Source organism: Pleurocapsa sp. CCALA 161, from assembly GCF_003003995.1.
Taxonomy (GTDB): Bacteria; Cyanobacteriota; Cyanobacteriia; order Cyanobacteriales; family Xenococcaceae; genus Waterburya.
The window spans coordinates 1-18,709 of record NZ_PVWF01000096.1 but is presented as its reverse complement, the minus strand read 5'-3'; the positions used below and the strand labels follow the sequence as shown (position 1 = coordinate 18,709).

The 18,709-nt window shown below is 39.3% G+C and carries 17 protein-coding genes; 12 read left to right on the top strand and 5 right to left on the bottom strand.

Annotated features, from left to right (window positions below; translation table 11 throughout):
* Positions 1 to 151: 151 nt before the first annotated feature.
* On the top strand, positions 152 to 1,144 hold the full coding sequence (galE, locus tag C7B62_RS18930; RefSeq protein ID WP_106240639.1) for a UDP-glucose 4-epimerase GalE: 993 nt from the start codon (positions 152 to 154) through the stop codon (positions 1,142 to 1,144).
* A 191-nt stretch (positions 1,145 to 1,335) separates the two neighbouring features.
* On the opposite strand, the gene C7B62_RS18925 is transcribed toward galE, so the two are convergent.
* Positions 1,336 to 2,646, bottom strand: a complete 1,311-nt coding sequence (locus C7B62_RS18925) for a cell wall metabolism sensor histidine kinase WalK (protein ID WP_106240636.1) — start codon at positions 2,644 to 2,646, stop codon at positions 1,336 to 1,338.
* A 12-nt stretch (positions 2,647 to 2,658) separates the two neighbouring features.
* Entirely contained in the window at positions 2,659 to 3,351 is a 693-nt protein-coding gene (locus tag C7B62_RS18920; RefSeq protein ID WP_106240633.1) for a response regulator transcription factor, read from the bottom strand.
* A gap of 293 nt (positions 3,352 to 3,644) precedes the next feature.
* Between C7B62_RS18920 and msrA the strand changes: the two genes are divergently transcribed.
* From msrA to C7B62_RS18905, 3 genes are all read left to right on the top strand, one after another.
* Positions 3,645 to 4,301: a peptide-methionine (S)-S-oxide reductase MsrA gene (gene msrA / locus C7B62_RS18915; RefSeq protein WP_106240630.1), complete on the top strand. Its 657-nt coding sequence runs from the start codon at positions 3,645 to 3,647 to the stop codon at positions 4,299 to 4,301.
* A gap of 257 nt (positions 4,302 to 4,558) precedes the next feature.
* Positions 4,559 to 5,455: a tRNA (adenosine(37)-N6)-dimethylallyltransferase MiaA gene (gene miaA / locus C7B62_RS18910; RefSeq protein ID WP_106240628.1), complete on the top strand. Its 897-nt coding sequence runs from the start codon at positions 4,559 to 4,561 to the stop codon at positions 5,453 to 5,455.
* A gap of 307 nt (positions 5,456 to 5,762) precedes the next feature.
* Positions 5,763 to 7,232, top strand: a complete 1,470-nt coding sequence (locus C7B62_RS18905) for an expansin EXLX1 family cellulose-binding protein (RefSeq protein ID WP_106240624.1) — start codon at positions 5,763 to 5,765, stop codon at positions 7,230 to 7,232.
* Between the two features lie 61 nt (positions 7,233 to 7,293).
* On the opposite strand, the gene C7B62_RS18900 is transcribed toward C7B62_RS18905, so the two are convergent.
* Both C7B62_RS18900 and C7B62_RS18895 read right to left on the bottom strand, forming a co-directional pair.
* The gene (locus C7B62_RS18900; protein WP_106240620.1) at positions 7,294 to 8,259 is read right to left on the bottom strand and encodes an aldo/keto reductase; all 966 of its coding nucleotides are present in this window, start codon (positions 8,257 to 8,259) and stop codon (positions 7,294 to 7,296) included.
* Positions 8,260 to 8,527: 268 nt separating this feature from the next.
* The gene (locus C7B62_RS18895) at positions 8,528 to 9,205 is read right to left on the bottom strand and encodes an acyloxyacyl hydrolase (protein ID WP_233220046.1); all 678 of its coding nucleotides are present in this window, start codon (positions 9,203 to 9,205) and stop codon (positions 8,528 to 8,530) included.
* Between the two features lie 150 nt (positions 9,206 to 9,355).
* Between C7B62_RS18895 and C7B62_RS18890 the strand changes: the two genes are divergently transcribed.
* The 4 genes from C7B62_RS18890 (at position 9,356) to C7B62_RS18875 (ending at position 14,936) form a co-directional block, all read left to right on the top strand.
* Positions 9,356 to 11,116: a glycosyltransferase family 39 protein gene (locus tag C7B62_RS18890; protein ID WP_106240617.1), complete on the top strand. Its 1,761-nt coding sequence runs from the start codon at positions 9,356 to 9,358 to the stop codon at positions 11,114 to 11,116.
* A 9-nt stretch (positions 11,117 to 11,125) separates the two neighbouring features.
* Entirely contained in the window at positions 11,126 to 12,343 is a 1,218-nt protein-coding gene (locus C7B62_RS18885) for a glycosyltransferase (protein WP_106240613.1), read from the top strand.
* Positions 12,344 to 13,168: 825 nt separating this feature from the next.
* Positions 13,169 to 14,155, top strand: coding sequence for a c-type cytochrome biogenesis protein CcsB (gene ccsB / locus C7B62_RS18880; protein WP_106240611.1), 987 nt, complete (start codon positions 13,169 to 13,171; stop codon positions 14,153 to 14,155).
* Between the two features lie 271 nt (positions 14,156 to 14,426).
* Positions 14,427 to 14,936 carry a hypothetical protein gene (locus C7B62_RS18875; protein WP_106240606.1) on the top strand — a complete coding sequence of 170 codons (510 nt, stop codon included), beginning with the start codon at positions 14,427 to 14,429 and terminating at the stop codon, positions 14,934 to 14,936.
* A 31-nt stretch (positions 14,937 to 14,967) separates the two neighbouring features.
* Here the strand turns inward: C7B62_RS18875 and C7B62_RS18870 are convergent, their stop codons facing one another.
* Positions 14,968 to 15,489 (bottom strand): hypothetical protein, encoded by a 522-nt coding sequence (locus C7B62_RS18870; protein ID WP_106240603.1) that lies wholly within the window; start codon positions 15,487 to 15,489, stop codon positions 14,968 to 14,970.
* Positions 15,490 to 15,748: 259 nt separating this feature from the next.
* On the opposite strand from C7B62_RS18870, the gene C7B62_RS18865 reads away from it, so the two are divergent.
* The 4 genes from C7B62_RS18865 (at position 15,749) to C7B62_RS18850 (ending at position 18,376) form a co-directional block, all read left to right on the top strand.
* Entirely contained in the window at positions 15,749 to 16,762 is a 1,014-nt protein-coding gene (locus tag C7B62_RS18865) for a thiamine phosphate synthase (RefSeq protein WP_106240599.1), read from the top strand.
* A gap of 24 nt (positions 16,763 to 16,786) precedes the next feature.
* On the top strand, positions 16,787 to 17,008 hold the full coding sequence (gene thiS, locus C7B62_RS18860; RefSeq protein WP_106240596.1) for a sulfur carrier protein ThiS: 222 nt from the start codon (positions 16,787 to 16,789) through the stop codon (positions 17,006 to 17,008).
* 67 nt (positions 17,009 to 17,075) lie between these two features.
* Positions 17,076 to 18,041: a DUF1517 domain-containing protein gene (locus C7B62_RS18855; RefSeq protein WP_106240641.1), complete on the top strand. Its 966-nt coding sequence runs from the start codon at positions 17,076 to 17,078 to the stop codon at positions 18,039 to 18,041.
* Between the two features lie 218 nt (positions 18,042 to 18,259).
* On the top strand, positions 18,260 to 18,376 hold the full coding sequence (locus C7B62_RS18850; RefSeq protein ID WP_106240593.1) for a photosystem II protein Y: 117 nt from the start codon (positions 18,260 to 18,262) through the stop codon (positions 18,374 to 18,376).
* Positions 18,377 to 18,709: the final 333 nt, after the last annotated feature.

Genomic DNA, 18,709 nt, shown 5'->3' with positions numbered 1-18,709 from the left:
TGTGACCTGCCCTATTAGGCTAAACTTGTACCCATCAGTATTAGTTTAGCTCTAATAGAAGCCTCGCCCAAAACATAGTGACGGGCGGGGAGAGTCACAATTGTGTGACAAATACAGTAAAACTAAGTATAAGTTACTATAAAAAATTACTATGACTAAAATTTTAGTGACGGGTGGTGCAGGCTATATAGGTTCTCATACGGTCAAAAAATTAGGAGAAGCTGGCTACGAGATTGTTATCTATGACAACTTGTCCACAGGCTCGGCAGCAGCAATTCTGTATGGCAAATTATATGAAGGAGAACTTAACGACAAACAATGCTTGTCAAAGGTGTTCGAACAGCATAGTTTTGATGCAGTAATACATTTTGCTGCCAGTATTTCTGTTCCCGAATCTTTAGAGCAGCCCCTCAATTATTACTCCAACAACACCAGCAACGTGATTAACATATTACAGTGTTGTAAAAAGTTTAATGTTAATCAGTTTGTCTTTTCTAGTACCGCAGCAGTATATGGCGAAGTTCAAGACTTTCCTGTGGAAGAATCGTCTCCAACTTTGCCAATTAATCCTTACGGTAAGTCTAAATTGATGAGCGAAAGCATCATCCGCGACTATGCTCAAGCTTCCGAGCTTCAATATGTCATTCTGCGCTACTTTAACGTGGCAGGAGCCGATAGTTCTGGCAAAATCGGTCAAATGGGTCAAAAAGCTGCTCATTTAATTAAAGTGGGGTGTGACGCTGCTTTGGGTATTCGCGCCTCTGCTAGTATTTATGGCACTGACTATCCCACTAAAGATGGAACAGGCATTAGAGACTATATTCATGTCGAAGACTTAGCGACTGCTCATGTAGACGCTCTTAAATATTTAGAACAAGAACCAACGAGTCAAATCCTTAACTGTGGCTATGGCACTGGCTACAGCGTTAAAGAAGTGTTCTCAAAAATCAAAGAAATTTCGGGAGTAGATTTTCCTGTGGTAGAGACTTCTCGCCGAGAGGGAGATCCTGCCTGCGTCATTGCTTCAGGTAAGAAAATCCGCGAGGTAATCGGCTGGAATCCTCAACACAATTCTCTTGATGAAATTGTGCGGTCAGCACTGGCTTGGGAACAGAAAAAGTTGAAGCAGCTTAATCCAGTTTAGTTGGCTGTTTTCTTTGCTTTTGAGCTACTAATCTGCCTTATTAATGTCATGTCGCTTGCTTGGCTCATATAAGTAGCTGGGTGAAATTAGATATAAAATAACGGATTCTTATTTTTCTTTCCTATCTCCCCTATCTCCACTACTCCACTACCTCACATAAGTCTTTAAATTAATTATGCCTAGCTACTTATTTACACTTTAACTACAGAAGATTTGCGCTGCTCGACTAAAGGGATACGGACTAAAAAGCAAGTACCGATGTTAGGTTCACTAGTTACCGAAATCTTACCGCCATGACGTTTGGCGATCGCTGCTGAAATAGCTAAACCCAACCCTGTACCACCTTCACGACGATTACGCGCTTTACTCGCCCGCCAAAAGCGATCAAATACTTTATTGATTTGATCTGAGGCAATACCAATACCTGTATCCCTCACGCTAATTACCGCAAAGCGATTCTGTCGATATAAGTCTAAGCTCACTCGACCTTCATCAGGGGTATACTGGAGAGCATTTTCTAATAAATTAGAAAATAAGCGAGAAAGCTGTGGTATGTCTCCTAATACCTTTAATTCTTCTCTAAATTTAGACTGAAAGACAATCTTTTTTTCATTCGCCAAAGGTTCTAACAAAACAAAGCAATTTTGCAGAATTTGATTGAGCAATACAGGGGTAAGTTTCCGTTCATTAGTAGATAAATCAGCATCCGCATCAGCGCGAGCGAGAAACAGCAAATCTCCTAGCATTTCGTTCATTTGCAGGGTAGCACCAGCGATCGCCTCTAATTTTTTGACATCTTTGGGATGAACCCTCTCAGGATGGGTACGCATGATATCAATCGAAGCTTTGATCGCCGTCAGTGGACTTCTCAACTCGTGAGATGCATCAGCAGTAAACTGTTTAAGCTGTAAAAAACTAGCTTCAATTGGCTCAATTGCTTTTTGTGTCAGCCAAAATCCACCCAAGCCAATTAAAATTAGGGTTAACATCCCGCCAATCACCAGAATCCAAAAGAGTTCCGACTGGGCTGTTTCTATTTCTTCGTTAGACTGGGTAGCTCTAATCATACCAACTGAAGTAGCAGCTCCAGTGTCACCATTTTTACCCACAAACATCGATATAGTTAAAGTTCGAAACACTTCCCTCGTGTCTGGATTTTGAATAAAAGAAGTTCCTAACTCTGGAGGCGCATTGATCTCAATTATTCCCTTGCGACCAAGTAATTTACCTTTGGCATCAAACCATTCTAGACTTTGTTGATCTCGATTAAAAATGTCACGCCAAGGAACTTCTTCTACCTCATTAAGATATTTATTACCGAGATCGCGTACTGGGGCAAAAGAAGGGGTAGCCGATTGCGCCAAGGTCAATAACTTCTTATCTAGCTGATTGTACAAACTACGGCGAAAAACAACGTAAACCCCTGAGCCAAAAATACCCAAGATAGTTGCCATAACTATGAGATAGTACAGCAGTAACCGCGATCGCAAGCTTTGATGCATAATGATTTCAGTCTAGTTTTTGACCTGCTGGGGCTCTTCTTTGAGACGATATCCTAAACCATAGACCGTCTCAATCAGATCGTGAGGCGCTCCAGCAGCTTCTAATTTTTGTCTTAAACCTCTGATATGAGCTTTAACCGTGGCTTCTTCAGGCACCTGTTCAAAAGACCAAAGATGTTCGAGGATTTGAGCGCGACTAAATACACGACGACCATTACGCAAGAAAAATTCCAGCAGCTTGTATTCTTTAGGACTAAGAGGTAAGAGTTCTTCTTGATAAAACACTTCGCAGCTACTGGGATCTAAACGTAGGTTTTCCCAACTTAATACAGGTGGTAGACTGCCTATGCCACGACGCAGCAAGGCGCGAATTCGTGCTGACAGCTCATCTAGTTCAAAAGGCTTGACCAAATAGTCATCAGCCCCTGCATCTAGCCCTTCAATTTTATTTTCTAAAGTATCTTTAGCAGTCAACATCAGGATCGGAATATTAAAACCTCTGCTTCGTAGTTTGTTGCAGAGGGTAATTCCATCCATTTCTGGTAGCATAACGTCAAGCAACACTAAATCGTAGGTGAATACGTCTAGTAAATCCCAGGCACTCTGACCGTCATATACTGCCTCTACCGCATAGTGGAGGTCGCTTAAATACTCGACGATCGCATCACTAATCCGCTCATCGTCTTCTACTACTAAAATTTTCATAAATTTTTCCTAATTAAACTTGATTAAACTTGACTAAAATGACTCAATAACCATTTAGCGATCAATTTAGCTTGGTTGATAGTTGCGTTCCCTGGCTATAGTATCGTAAGTAAATAAGGAATAACAATCAAGCTTCAATAATGTTCTTCATCTTAAGTTTAAAACATAGCCTATGTTTACATTTAATTATTAATTAAATGTAGGGTTAGCCGAATTCTAAATTTTAACGATTCTCTTACAATATAAATATCGTAAAAAAAATTAACAAAAATAAAAATCAAATATTAATTCTTATGGGACTATTCGGCTTAGGCAAACCAGCATCCATTCCATCTGCTCAAGAAGCATTACCAGGGCGTACACAAAAAATGCCCGTACCAGCTAAACATCACGTTAATGGGAATCCGCTTGTGCCTCCTTTTCCTGAAAACATGGAACAGGCATTATTCGGCTTGGGTTGCTTCTGGGGTGCAGAAAGAAAATTCTGGCAGCAACAAGGAGTTTACACCACAGCAGTTGGTTATGCAGCAGGACATACTCCTAATCCTACTTATCAAGAAGTTTGTTCGGGTATGACAGGACATAACGAAGTGGTGTTAGTGGTATATGACCCTAAGCAGGTTAGCTACCAAGAGCTACTTAAAATATTTTGGGAAAGCCATAATCCTACTCAAGGAATGCGCCAGGGTAATGATCGCGGGACTCAATATCGTTCTGGAATCTACACTTATACTCCAGAACAAAAGAAACTAGCAGAAGAATCGCTAGCAGCCTACCAGCAAGAATTGAGCAAAGCTGGTTATGATCCCATCACTACCGAAATCATTGCAGCGCCTGAATTCTACTACGCTGAAGATTATCATCAACAGTATCTTAGTAAAGTACCTAACGGATATTGTGGTTTAGGTGGTGTCGGGGTTTGCTATCCTGCAACTGCTCAGACTAAATAAAAACGGTTCTGTAGCAACAAGTTTAAATGGTTAGCAAAATCCTGTTACCAAGTAATTTTCAAGAGTGGCAATCCTCAAGAGAGAATGAATAAAGTTTCTTTGCCCTAAGATGTCATTTTGAGTTATGTTTTCTAACGAGATTTGCGCTGGTCGAGGTTTCCCCTAGAGAAGCGGGCAAGCCTCGATGGGCTTCCTCGTTCAATCTGATCTTTACGAATGGCATTCATACGGACGGATGAAATTAAAACAAAGAGTTTATGCTGATTGTGATTTGTGGGGCAACGGCTAGCGGGAAATCAGGGTTGGCGCTAGAAATTGCCCAGCGTTTGGATTCAGTTATTATTAGCGCCGATTCGCGCCAAATATATCGAGAGTTTGATATTGGTACGGCAAAGCCAACCGAGGCAGAACAAAAGTTAGTCTCTCACTATCAAATAGATATTTGTGACCCAACCGAGGTGTTAACTCTGGCAGAATATCAGCAGCAGACACAGAAATTAATTGCTCTTCATCAATCCAGAATTCCCTTATTAGTTGGCGGGACAGGACTATATTTAGACTCGATCGCTAAAGGCTTAAAAATTCCGCGAGTATCTCCTCAACCCGAATTGCGATCGCAACTAGCTTCTTTAGGACAGGCACAAATTCACGCCTGGTTGACTCAAGTTGACCCCATAGCAGCCCTTAAAATCCATCCTCATGACCAATTTAGAACTCTAAGAGCGTTAGAAGTTTATTACGTCACAGGAATACCTATTTCAGCTCAACAGGGTGAAAATCACCCTAATTATCCAATTTTGCAGATTGGTTTGGATTGTGCAGTAGATGTTTTAGATCGCCGTATCGCCTCTCGTGTCCAGCAAATGATTGAAATGGGATTAGTTACAGAAGTTGAGTATCTCTGTAATAAGTATGGTCAGGATTTATCCCTCCTCAGTACTTTAGGTTATGCCGAGATTAAACAATATCTGGCTGGGGAGTTCAATTTAGCAGCAGCGATCGCTTTAACCGTCACCCACACTCGTCAGTTTGCTAAACGTCAACGTACTTGGTTTAACAAGAATCAACAGATTATTTGGTTTGATAATACTAGTCCCGATCTCATTGATCAAGTTTGGTGTAAGGTTCAAGAATTTATTGCTCAGTATTCGTAAAAAATAAATTGCTGGGTTGAAACAGGGAGATATAGCGATACGCACTTATATTAGGACAATCATTACTCGTTACTTGTTACTTGTTACTTGTTACTTATGAGCAAATAACTTTAATATGTCCTAACCTAATCTTGCACCACTATAATTAATCGGCGATCGCTTTGGCACAATTTTTTCGAGTAATTTTATATTACATTTTGAAGTTTAATATCACACTCAGTCTCTGATTATTGTCACTGCCTCTGGTTGATTGTAAAGAGATGATGAAGCGAGACATCAATCATCAAGAGAAAAGAGAGATAAGTATATGCAATCTTTAACTAACCAGCCGATCCGAACGAGCTTTACTGTTCAAACAGAGTGGGATCTAGGATTTACAGGCAGACTAGATCTGACTAATATGGGAGAACTTTTAGCAGATTGGACAATCGAATTTGAGTCTCAGTTTGAAATTACCCCAGAAGAGATTTGGGGAGCAGAAATTGTTAGTCGTTCAGGCAACATCTATACTCTCAAGCCAGTAGATTACAATCAAACCATTGATTCCCAACAAAGCACTTCGATTATTTTCAATGCTAATAAAATTAACGGGAAAATTTTTGAACCCCAAGAAATTAGATTAGGTGATTTTGAATCGAATAAGCTTGAAGTAATACCAATAGAGGATTCCAGTAACAGCAACCCAGTAGTTGAAAATATCCCAGCAAATCCTGAACTAACTACGGAAGCAACGAATGACCTTCCTGCTGATGTCAGCTTTTCGCTCATCAACGATTGGGGTAGTGGTTTTCAGGGTTCAATCTCAATTACCAATACGAGTAATAGCAATATTGACACCTGGAGTTTAGAGTTTGATTTCCCCAACCAAATTACCAATATTTGGGATGCGGCGATTAAGCAGAATCAAAACGGTAGCTATGTAATTTCTCATAATGCTTGGAATCGAGAAATTGCAGCAGGTGAAACTCTAACTTTCGGGTTTACGGGCAATGATTCAGTCACTACGGACCCACAAAACTACGAATTAGATGGTTTTACTTTTGCTAGTCCTAGTATTGATGAAAGTATCTATACTTATGAAAATCCCGATTTAACTCCAGAACTTGAGCTTAATCAACCCTATCAAGGACGAGCTACATTTTTTGATGCAGCAAACCCTGCTGGGGGTTTAGGCAATTCTGGATTTGATGTTCCAACTCAAGACCAACTACACAAAGTAGTAGCCATCAATAATATTCAGTGGAATGGTTCTGAAGCAAGTGGTGCTTTTCTGGAAGTATCTGGGCCTAAACAAAGAGATGGTGCAGCACCAATTATCGTTCAGGTAACAGATCAGTTGGCAGAAAGAGCAGACGGTATGGATATGAGTGCCGAAGCATTTACTAAGGTAGCAGATTCCGCTGATGGGATAGTTAATATTAACTATCAGTTAGTTGGACCTGCTGATGATTATGTAACAGCTTATGGTTACAGAATTGGTGACGGTATTGTCGTCGAAACTATTGATGGTACTAGTCCCTACTATGCAGCTACCAGATTGAACAATCATCGTTATCCAATTGAAAGCGTTGAGCTAATTGAAGCTGATGGTGATTTGGTCGAACTCCAGCGGGAGTCTGATAATCGCTTTGTCATTGAAGGTAACTACCCACTCAATGGTGTGCAAGATCTATTAGTCACCGATATTTTTGGTCAGCAGGTAAGATTAGATGACATCGATATTACCAATAGCTCTGTTCCTGATACGGTTACTGGAGAGCAGTTTGCGCTGATCTAGGAACGTAGACCAATTATCATAATGACCAAGACATTTTTGTTTATCAGGAGTTAATATTTTTTTAAGTCCATCGACGAAAGAATGCGCCGTCTTCGCCAGCGTTGATAGTTAGTTGTTCTATTTGGGTCATTTGTGCTGTGTTTAAAAGAGTGTAATTGCGCGCTACAGTAACATTGGCTTCTAGTTGTTCGGGGTTCTCGGCAGCTATGATGCAGCAATGCACTCCAGGTAAAGAAAGGCTATACCCCATAGCCTGTTCCATACTAGATAAAATACCAGGTTGTAATAATTTACCGTATGCAGGAACTTTCATAGCGATTACACCGACATTTTTTGCTTGTGCTACTGGCAATACGGTACGGGAAAATGGACGGGGATGATGAACATCGGCAGCGTTGAGAGAGATCAAAGTTGTATCAAAATCGTAGCGACGCAACCCCTCGGCAATAACTTCTGGTTCATGATGTCCTGTAATTCCCGAAAATTTAATTAATCCTTGCTCTTTGGCTTCTTCAACAGCTTTGATTGCGCCTTGGTTACTAAAAATAATGTCTAATTCATCAGTAAAAGAAACGTGATGTAATTGCCAAGAATCGAGATAATCCGTCTGAAGACGTTTTAAGGATAGCTCTAATTCTCGCCAAGCACCATCGTAATCTCTGGATGCGGTTTTACTATTGAGATAAATGCGATCGCGGTAGGTTGGTAAAATTTTACCAAAGCGTTCCTCTGAAGGACCATAGCTGGCTGCGGTATCATAATATTTAATGCCTAATTCTAAAGCTTTTTCAATTAAAGCAATGGCTTCTTTTTCTTTCCCTTCATAGGAAATAGGAGTTTGCCCTGCTCCACCCAAGCCTAAAACTGGTAGACTAATTTGAGTCTTACCTAATATTCTTGCTGGCATTGATTTAATTGTCGACGAAGACGCGAAGGTTGTTTTTTTGCTTAAAGCTTGGCTACCAATAGCTGTTGCTGCTGCTACGCTACCGATCAGGAAGTTACGTCGATTGGTTTTTCGGGTCATAATTTTTGATTTTAGCTTTAAAAAATATTTTAGCGAGAATATTTTTTTAGCAAGCGATCACCCTTATGGAGAAGATAAGTAGCTAGGCATAATTAATTTAAAGACTGATGTGAGGTAGTGGAGTACTGGAGATAGGGGATAAAAATAAAAATCCGTTATTTTATTTTTATATTTAATTCCACCTACCTACTTAATCTTGTTGTAAAGTCCGAAGGAATTTGACTTGTGAACCTAGCTCAATTGCGATCGCTTTTATGACGGTAAAGGGCTAAGGCTTGGGAAACTGTACGCCAACGTAGCCCATGATACTATCTCTGCCAGGGTTTGCTCCAAATAAATCGGCATGGGAGATATGATGCCAGCGTAAGCCTAACATCAGTCGTCTTTGATTTTTGAGCTTAATATTAATCCCTGCACCAGCTTGAGGGGTGAAGTTAAAGCTTGCTCCTTTACTGGGAACATCGCTACTAGTACCCATGATCCCCGCACCACCATCAATAAATAGCGCCCAGTTGGTCTTACGGAGGAAATGCCAGCGCATTAAAAGGGCGAGGTTTAAGCCTAAAGCATCGTTGTTAGGCTGGCTAAAATAGATGGTGTTCAACTCTAAATTTATGCTGTGACCATCAAACAGAAATTTAGATAATCCTGCCCCTGCTAACCCAAAACGTTGCGGAAAAGCTTCTTTTCGATCTAGGGTAGTTGCTGCTGCACCCTGAACATACCATTGTTTTTGCCCTTTTGTGCCGAAAGCTGGCTCAGATTTCCTAGGCAGATTGGGGGAATCGGTTTGCTCTTGCTGAAGAGAAGGGGGTTGAACTTCATCAGCGACTGCATCAAGAGGCGATCGCAAAATTGTTAACATTACCGCCAATATAAATATTATACTCCGACAAATGTTATGTTTGTTTGCTGTAGCTTGCTGCCCAGGAATTATTGATGACATTATTTGGCTTTAAAATTACGCTTGATCGTGTTCTTCGTTTACTTAATTACATTTCATGCCTATTCTATGCCTGTGAATTAAAGACTCAAAATAGATTTATCTTTTTATTCTGATGGGAGAACCGCTATATCTTAGCCTTAGTAATCTTAAATGTCTCACAAAAATTACCAGTTAGCATTTAAAGCTACTCCAGTTTTACTCTTAATATGTGTGGTCTTGCTCGGCTTTTTTTTTCGCGTTACAAGTTTAGCAGATAAGGTGTTTTGGGTAGATGAGGTGGCAACTGCGGTTAGAGTTTCAGGTTATACAATTGCAGAAGTTACCAGTAATTTATTACAGCAAAATATAGTTGAACGCGATGTTTTACTGTCTTATCAAATTGTCAATCTAAGTCGAACTTTTAGTGATAGTCTTCATGCTCTAACTAAAAGTCCTGAACATGCTCCTCTTTATTTTTTATTTACTAGATTATGGCTACAGTGGTGGGGTAACTCTATTGCCACAATGAGAAGTCTCTCAGTCGTCTTTAGTTTGCTAACTTTGCCTTGTTTATATTGGTTATGCCAAGAATTATTTAATCGCTCGCAGATTAGCTGGTTAGCTATCGGCATAATGAGTATTTCCCCTTTTCATGTAGCATACGCTCAAGAAGCTCGTCCTTATAGTTTATGGACAGTGACTATTTTATTAATAGGAGCTAGTTTTTTCAGAGCCATCAAATTAAATACTAAATCAGCTTGGTTATTATATAGCTTATGTTTAATAATTAGCTTTTATACTTCATTATTTTCTATTTACTTAGCTTTGTTTCAAGGATTATATTTAATCTTTAAAATAAATAAACATCAGCTAAGTGTAGTCAGAAATTATCTGATATCATGCTTGATTACTTTAATAGCTTTTTTACCTTGGATTTTAGTAATTATTAATCATTTAGATTTACTTCGAGAAAATACTAGCTGGATGAGAGGTAATTTTAATCTTGCTGATATTATTGCAGTTTATCTTGGCACTAATTTATTAATTTTTGGTGATTTACCGCTATCGCCAAATTCTAACCCAGTTCAGATTGTTCTAGCCTTGGTAGTAATTGTCATTGTTTTACTGACTGCTATTAAACTATATCCTCTTTGGCAGAATAGGTCATTGAAGCTTGCTTTAATATTAGTAGTTTCTATTTTTACTGTTATCATAAGCAAATATATTAATCTAGACTGGACAACTATTATTGGAGCTTTAGTTGCCATTGGTATTTTAACTTTGTCAGCTTATTCCCTTTACTATTTAATTGTTAATACAAAAAGCGATCGCTGGCTTTATATTATTTGTTTAATACTTTCTCTACCGCTACCTTTACTAGTTGCGGACATTATCAACCAGGGTCAAAGTTCCACTGCACCTAGATATTTAATTCCCCTACAATTAGGTATATTAATTGCTGTTGCCTATACTTTAGGCAATAAATTAAATTCTCAACCATCAAAATTTTGGCAGTTAATTACAATTGCTTTGTTAGTATTAGGCACTTTTTCTAATATTCGCAATCTAAGCTTATCGCCCTTTTATCAAAAGGGAAGAAACATTAATAATCCAGCGATCGCTCAAATAATTAATCAAAGTAATTCTGCTTTAGTAATTGTCGAATCTACTGAAGCAATGGATGCAATATCTTTAGCTTATTCTTTGAAACCTGAAGTTAAATATAAGATAATTACTCCTCAAGAAAATTTATCTTTCTACCTAAATCAATTTGCTCATGTTTTTCTATTAAAGCCTACTACACAATTAAAACAAAGATTAAATCAAGATTCGCAAATTAAATCTCAACAGATATATAAATCTCATGTGTTTAGTGTTAATGAATTTCCTCTAGACTTATGGAGTATTGAGCAAGTAAAAAATTACAAATAAGTTTGTTTTATGAAAATTGCCATTATCTGTTCTAGTTTTTTTCCTGTAATTGATGGTGTAACGATCGCTATTTTTAAAAGATTAGAACAGCTTAGTCTTTTAAAACATCAGGTGATTGTGTTTTGTCCAGACTACAGTCCGATTAAACATATATATCCTAATTATGAGCAACATACAGGTAAAATATTTCCTGGCATAGAAATAATTAGTTTACCAAGCAGTAAAGCGATCGCCTTGGATTTTGAACGAGATTTAACAATTAAATCTTATCAAATTGTGCTAAAAAAGCTCGAACAGTTTAAACCCGATCTGATTCATGTTGATGAGGCAGAAAGACTAGGAATTTGTTTGCTTAAGTTACCTGGAGTTAAATACGCTCAACAGCATCAAATACCTTGTATAGCCTGGTTTCATACCAACTATATTGATTACCTTGATGATTATTTTACTTTACCTCTAGGGATTAATAAATTTATTAAAAAAGTTTTAGCTTTAATCTTCACTAAAATTTATAATTCTTATGACTGTACTTTAGTATCAAGTTCTATAACTGCTCATAAACTAGAGCGAATGGGTATTAAAAATATAACTTTCGCCGAACTATTAGGCTGCGATTTAAGCCAGTTTGCTCAGAGTAATAAAGCTATCGATTTTTTTACTGTAAAATATAATCTATCTAATCTAGAAAATAAAATCAAGTTAATTTTTATCGGGCGCTTAACTCCCGATAAGGGATGGAATTTTGTGTTAACAGCCCTCTCTAAACTACCTACTCAAATTTCCGTCCAAATAGCCATAATAATTGTTGGAGATGGTCCGCTAAAAACAGAAATAAAACAAACTTTAAAACAGCTAAGAATTGAAGCTTATTTATTAGGTAGAATTAAACCTAAATCTATACCTGAACTATTAGTTAATGGCGATATATTTATTACCAACTCCGAAAAAGAAACTAAAGGTTTAACAGTAATTGAAGCTGCTGCTGCGGGAATTCCAGCGATCGCTCCTCGGGCAGGAGGGGTTATTGATACGATTATAGATGGTGAAACAGGCTGGTTATATGAGCCTCAAAATCAAGCAGATTTTTTGGATAAGTTAACTAGATTAATTACTGATACTCAGCTTCGCCAGTCAATGGGGATAAAAGCTCAAGAACTCGCTCAACAATACAGTTGGCAGCAAACTGTTAACAATTTGGTAGAAATTTGGCAGCAAAAAGCCCATTAGTTAACTGATGTTACGCACTACTTAATCTGTGAAAATTAGATAGTAGGTAGTCCTAAAGGATAAGCTTCGCAAATAGGTAGTAGGTAGTCCTAAAGGATAAGCTTCGCAAATAGGTAGTAGGTAGTCCTAAAGGATAAGCTTCGCAAATAGGTAGTAGGTAGTCCTAAAGGATAAGCTTCGCAAATAGGTAGTAGGTAGTCCTAAAGGATAAGCTTCGCAAATAGGTAGTAGGTAGTAGGTGTTCTCCGCGTCACCGCTTTGCATATGCTTTAAATCGCTTGTTGAAAGTATAGATTTTTCGTGATTCTGCGTAACGTCAGTTAGTTAATAGCCATTAGTGACAAGTTCAGAAAAATGGTATTAGTCAACTACTACAGACAGTGTTATTAACTAATTATCAGCTAAATAATAGCTACGGCGAAGCCGTTTATGAATGCCTTAAAACTAAGAACTAGAAACTAGAAACTAAAAACTAAAAACTAGTTGACAAACAACACACAGCCTTATGCGAAGCGGGACGCGACGTAAGGAGCTAATCCTTATGCGAAGCGGCTTGCACTTATCGCATTGAGTGTACCCTTTAGGGTTAGGGCTTGCACTTATCGCATTGAGTGTATCCTTTAGGGTAGATTGTTATGAATGGTTAATCGCTGTCAAGGCATATTCCCCTCCTCCCAATAACTTCCTGGGTAAAAAATTGTCGTCTAGACTACCGATTTGTTTTTACAATAGAGTATGTGGAGAGATATTTTAAAATATATTGATCTTGATACATTGATCTGATCGCATCTTGACAATTTTAGGCAAAGCTACCAAAAAAAAACTATGGATTTAATTGCGCTTGAAAGTTTCTTAGACAATACTTCTTTTGCGGTGTTGCTAGTTACCATGCTGATCTACTGGGTTGGCGCTGCTTTTCCTAATTTGCCCTTCATGGCTACCTTGGGTACAACGGGAATGGCGATCGCTAACTTATGTATGGCTACCCTGTTGGGTTCTCGCTGGATTGAAGCAGGTTATTTCCCCTTAAGCAATTTATACGAATCTTTATTCTTTTTAGCCTGGGGGATAACAACCATTCACTTTATAGCAGAAAAAATGAGCCGTAGCCGTTTGGTGGGGGCAGTTACTAGCCCTGTAGCGATGTGTATTACCGCCTTTGCTGCCCTTAGTTTACCTGTGGAAATGCAGGCATCAGCCCCCTTAGTTCCCGCCTTGAAATCAAACTGGTTAATGATGCACGTTAGCGTAATGATGTTGAGCTATTCGACTCTAATGGTGGGAAGCGCGATCGCCATTGCCTTTTTAATTATTACCCGTGGTCAAAAAGTAGAGTTAAAAGGCAGTTCAGTAGGGACTGGTAGTTTTCGCGATCGCGTTAAGCAAAAAACTACTAAAAATACTGCGACGGAAAGTGTTTATACCAGCACTGGCAATACCGCAGTGTTGGATTTACCCCAAACAGAAACCGTCACCTTATCCCCTGAGCGTTTGAGTCTGGCAGATACCCTGGATAATATTAGCTATCGCGTCATTGGGCTAGGTTTTCCCCTCTTAACTATTGGCATCATTGCTGGTGGAGTTTGGGCAAACGAAGCTTGGGGTTCATACTGGAGTTGGGATCCCAAAGAAACTTGGGCATTTATTACTTGGCTAGTATTTGCTGCCTATCTGCATTCCCGAATTACTCGCGGTTGGCAGGGCAGGAAACCAGCTATTCTAGCAGCAGTAGGCTTTGTAGTAGTTTGGGTATGTTATTTAGGAGTTAACTTACTGGGACAGGGGTTACATTCCTATGGTTGGTTTTTATAAGCCATAAGAAGAAATGAATTCGACTCTTTCTGCCCGTTGTGGATCAGTATTCTATTTTTATTTAAAAATTAGTTCTTAATGCGATCGCGACTTCATTTGGCTCATTGTTGACGACCTTGATCGGATCCAACATACCATTGCTCTAGCATGGTTCAGCATCAATTTAAAGTACAACTAGAGAAAGATGTATGCAACTGCTGATCTTAATAAATTAAACAATAGGAGTTTTATTAAACTGACTTTTCGCTAGGGGTAGGTAATAGGAATAATTATGAATTATCTAGTAACAGTCTTAGCCAACAAACAGCAAGCAGAAGAAGCATATTCTATTTTACAGAAAGATGGTATTCCACCAGAACAAGTAACCATTCTCGGTCAAGGCTATCAAAGCGCCGATGAATTTGGTTTGATTAATCCTAATCAACAGGCGACTAAAAGAGTTAGCTTGCTAGCGTACATGTTAATTCCTTTTGGCTTTGTTGCTGGTTATGCATTTAATCTACTTACGGGTATTCATCTTTTTTCCTTTACTAACTCAATTACCGAGCATGTTATTGGCGGTATTTTAGGCGCTGCTTCAGGGTTTTTAGGCGCAATTGTTGTGGGTGGTGGCGTTGGCTTAACCACAGGTAGCGGCGATGCTTTAACCTATCGTAATCGTCTCAATGCGGGTAAATATATCATTGTGACTAAAGGTACAGATAGTTTGATAAGACAGGCTACAAAACTCTTGCGCCAGTTCGAACCTGAATATATTCAAGGTTACGAAGAACCTGTTTAAGCTATTGAACTTCATAGTTATAGTTTCGCGATCATCTTCGCTCCGCTTCTTCTACCACTCCGCCCTGTTGAGCAATAATTTCTCGACCCAGAGCAACTTCTTCCCCCGTTCCCTGAACCACCACTAAATATCTTAGTGATTCAAAGCCACTATCTCTATTATCTTTGGTAACGCTTGCACCACTCAGTCCCAAAATTAAGCTTATTCCAGCAGCCCCAACGATTGCTCCCATTATAGGAGCAAAATAATGAATAGTTTGGAAGTTTTTTAAAGCTGCTAGTCCTAAACCAACGAAATCAACGGCGATCAGACTAATAGATAAACCAATTAAAGCTCCTAAAACTGCTCCAGCGATCGCACCAGTTTTCAAATTGGCGATCGCCTTTGTATCTTCTAACTTTACTGGATTTGTAAAATTTTCTGTTTCTAAAGTGATATTTTGGGGATCTATTCCAGCTTCGCTTAATTTGCTTTGTGCTGTTTGTGCCTTTTCTCTTAGAGAAAATTTTCCCCAAGTAGTTTCTAATTCTGTAGATGGTGATTGTTGAGACATAATTACAGTTAATCTAAGATTGTCTGACTGTGTAGAAGTATTATTTTTGAATATGAGTTGTGTACAACGCTGATAATTTGTAACTAAATAAAAAGCTTAATATTTATTAGATGGTAAATATGCTTATTTTTCATCTTTCAAAGGATAGGTATAAGGTCTGAAAATAAAAGGCTAAGAGCTTAAAATCGATAACTTAGAGTTTCGAAATTAAAGGCAAAATAGTTTAGTCATGGTGAAAATATTAACTAATTAAAGTTCAATGAAAAAAGCTATTTACCGCATCTTAGATGCCAACCTCGATCGCGCCCGTGAAGGTTTAAGGATAATTGAAGAGTGGTGTCGTTTAGGGCTAAATAACCAAACGCTAGCAGAGGAATGTAAACAGCTACGTCAAGAACTTGCTCAATGGCATAGTTGGGAACTACGTCAGGCTAGAGATACTCCTGGGGATGTGGGAACAGATATATCACATCCTCAAGAAGAAATACGAGACAGCATTGAACAGTTACTTCAAGCAAACTTATGTCGCGCCCAAGAAGCTTTAAGAGTACTAGAAGAATACAGCAAACTCTATAACCCAGAAATGGCATCAGCCTGTAAACAGCTACGTTACCGCGTCTACACGATTGAGAGTAAGCTCTTTAATAGCTATCGACATCAGCGACTACAAAGCGCAGCACTATACTTAGTAACATCTCCTGAACCAGATATCCTCAAGACGGTAGAAGCAGCCCTTAAGGGTGGTTTAAACTTGGTACAGTATCGGCATAAAGACGGCAATGATAGCGATCGCCTAGAAAAAGCCGATCAATTGTGTCAGCTGTGCCATCAATATAATGCCCTATTCATTGTCAACGATCGCGTTGATATCGCTCTAGCAGTAGATGCAGATGGTGTACATTTAGGTCAGAATGATGCACCAGTATCCTTTGCCCGTGAACTCTTAGGTAATCAGAAAATTATTGGTCGTTCCACTACCAACAAGCAAGAACTAAATAGGGCGATCGCCGAGCGAGCAGATTACGTTGGAGTTGGCCCATTTTACGAGACTCCGACCAAGCCTGGAAAGTCACCCCTGACGAAAGAATATATCGACTACGTAAAAGCTAAATGCCCTGTTCCTTGGTTTGCCATTGGTGGTATTGACTTAAGCAATCTGGATGCAATTCTAACTATAGGCGCACAAAGAGTAGCAGTAGTTCGCGCTATCATGCAGGCAGAGCAACCAAGCCAAGTGACGCGCCAGTTTTTAGCTCAGTTGATTAGACGGTAATTACCCCAGTTTATAGCTAGATTTATGTTGAATGCGACTAATACAATAAATATACAGGTCAACGGAGAAAGCCAGACCTGTGCAGCAGCAACTGCTCTGCCAGAGCTACTAACCCAGCTTAAGTTAAATCCTCGCCTGATCGCTGTGGAATACAACGGAGAACTCTTACACCGTCAATATTGGGCAGAAACTCAGATGCGCTCAGGCGATCGCTTAGAAATTGTCACTATTGTCGGTGGGGGTTAAGTAATTACTAATTGCTACTGACTGCAAGTTAAAAATAAAATTTTTAAACATGATGGTTGATAAAAAAATGAACATAATTTTTAAACGAAATTGGTCTAAATTGTGGTTAAAGTCCATCGTCGCCCTAGTATTAGTTAGCGTTCTCGTGTTAGGTAACGCTGGTGATGCGATGGCTGCTCGTACTGGAGGCAGAATTGGCGGTGGTTCTTTCAGCGCCCCTTCTCGCGGCTATTCTAGTCCTAGTGGTGGCGGTTATGGCGGTGGTTATAGATCTCCTGGTTATGGCTATGGCGGTGGTGGCTTTGGCTTTCCCTTCCTATTGCCCTTCGTTGGTTATGGTGGTGGTGGTTTATTTTCCATTCTGATCTTCTTTGCGATCGCCAGTTTTATCGTGCGTAGTTTTCAAAGCGCAGGAGTTGGCAGCCAAGAGGGTTATGGTAGTACTTCTACCGTCTCTGTCGCAGAAGTACAGGTGGGCTTACTTGCCAATGCTCGTGAACTACAGCCTGAGTTAAATCGTTTAGCGCTTACAGCCGATACTAGCACTGCTTCAGGACGAGCTACTGTCTTGCAGGAAGCAACTCTTGCTTTACTACGTCACCCTGAATATTGGGTTTACGGTGCAACCAACTCGCAAAAAGCTAGCTTAGAAGCAGCTGAAGCTAAGTTTAATCAGTTCTCCCTCACTGAACGTAGCAAATTCGCTGACGAAACCCTAACCAATGTCGATAACGTGATTAGCGACGAATCACAAAAAGCCCTAGGAGGAGAAACCAAAGATGGCGCACTCCAACTAAAAGAAGGAGACACAGGAGAATATATCGTCGCTACAGTCATTGTCGGAGCAACTGGCAACCTAGATCTACCCACAATCAACGGTACTGATGATATGCGCAATAGTCTACAGCAGATTGGTAGTTTGGGTAGCGATCGCCTATTGGCGGTAGAAATTCTTTGGACACCCCAAGCCGAGGGCGACACTTTGTCGGCTGATGATATTTTGGCCTACTATCCTAACCTCAAGTTAGTGTAATTCTGCCAAGAATTCAAATTAAATAAAAATATTGTCTTGATCGCTGGGGGATTTTTCATCCCCCTTTTTAGTGACTATCAATTACTTGCAAACGCCTACAGGTCAGAAAAAATCTGCAAAAAAGTTAAGAAAGCTGGTACATTTGAGTATAGATAAATCTGGTTTTACATAAATAAACCTTTTAAATAAATTAATAGCTGTCAAGGAGAAATAGAGTTATGGATTGGCGTGTACTAATAGTAGTAGCACCTCTAGCGATCGCTGCTAGCTGGGCTGTATTTAATATTGGTAGTGCTGCTTTGGCACAAATACAAAAATACTTCAATAAAGACTAACAAACAGCAATTCAATCAATGAAATCATTTCACCGACTAGAGGGCATTTTCTTTGCACTAGTCGGTTTTTTGATCGCCAATTTGCAAGTAGAAGACAAAAGTGATTTAAGTGCTTTTTTGTGCAAATTTAATGATCTGTTTACCAGGTGAATTTCAGATCAGACCTCGACCCAGCAACGCCGATTTTTAAAAGGCGTTTAATTTAAGCGTTTTGCGCAATTTCAGGGCAAATACTATGATATAACTTGAGTTCAATTGTTGATTAAATCCGTGCTGCATACTGCGAGTACAGCGTTAGCTTACTCGACAGTTAAGCACGGCGATAACTTATCG

What these genes read in the sequence shown, in the direction of transcription:
- galE (WP_106240639.1), top strand. Translation starts at nt 152, where the DNA reads ATGACTAAAATTTTAGTGACGGGTGGTGCAGGCTATATAGGTTCTCAT.
- C7B62_RS18890 (WP_106240617.1), top strand. Translation starts at nt 9,356, where the DNA reads ATGTCTCACAAAAATTACCAGTTAGCATTTAAAGCTACTCCAGTTTTA.
- msrA (WP_106240630.1), top strand. Translation starts at nt 3,645, where the DNA reads ATGGGACTATTCGGCTTAGGCAAACCAGCATCCATTCCATCTGCTCAA.
- C7B62_RS18920 (WP_106240633.1), bottom strand. Translation starts at nt 3,351, where the DNA reads ATGAAAATTTTAGTAGTAGAAGACGATGAGCGGATTAGTGATGCGATC.
- thiS (WP_106240596.1), top strand. Translation starts at nt 16,787, where the DNA reads ATGTTGAATGCGACTAATACAATAAATATACAGGTCAACGGAGAAAGC.
- C7B62_RS18855 (WP_106240641.1), top strand. Translation starts at nt 17,076, where the DNA reads ATGAACATAATTTTTAAACGAAATTGGTCTAAATTGTGGTTAAAGTCC.
- C7B62_RS18850 (WP_106240593.1), top strand. Translation starts at nt 18,260, where the DNA reads ATGGATTGGCGTGTACTAATAGTAGTAGCACCTCTAGCGATCGCTGCT.
- C7B62_RS18885 (WP_106240613.1), top strand. Translation starts at nt 11,126, where the DNA reads ATGAAAATTGCCATTATCTGTTCTAGTTTTTTTCCTGTAATTGATGGT.
- C7B62_RS18925 (WP_106240636.1), bottom strand. Translation starts at nt 2,646, where the DNA reads ATGCATCAAAGCTTGCGATCGCGGTTACTGCTGTACTATCTCATAGTT.
- C7B62_RS18895 (WP_233220046.1), bottom strand. Translation starts at nt 9,205, where the DNA reads ATGTCATCAATAATTCCTGGGCAGCAAGCTACAGCAAACAAACATAAC.
- miaA (WP_106240628.1), top strand. Translation starts at nt 4,559, where the DNA reads ATGCTGATTGTGATTTGTGGGGCAACGGCTAGCGGGAAATCAGGGTTG.
- C7B62_RS18900 (WP_106240620.1), bottom strand. Translation starts at nt 8,259, where the DNA reads ATGACCCGAAAAACCAATCGACGTAACTTCCTGATCGGTAGCGTAGCA.
- ccsB (WP_106240611.1), top strand. Translation starts at nt 13,169, where the DNA reads ATGGATTTAATTGCGCTTGAAAGTTTCTTAGACAATACTTCTTTTGCG.
- C7B62_RS18905 (WP_106240624.1), top strand. Translation starts at nt 5,763, where the DNA reads ATGCAATCTTTAACTAACCAGCCGATCCGAACGAGCTTTACTGTTCAA.
- C7B62_RS18870 (WP_106240603.1), bottom strand. Translation starts at nt 15,489, where the DNA reads ATGTCTCAACAATCACCATCTACAGAATTAGAAACTACTTGGGGAAAA.
- C7B62_RS18865 (WP_106240599.1), top strand. Translation starts at nt 15,749, where the DNA reads ATGAAAAAAGCTATTTACCGCATCTTAGATGCCAACCTCGATCGCGCC.
- C7B62_RS18875 (WP_106240606.1), top strand. Translation starts at nt 14,427, where the DNA reads ATGAATTATCTAGTAACAGTCTTAGCCAACAAACAGCAAGCAGAAGAA.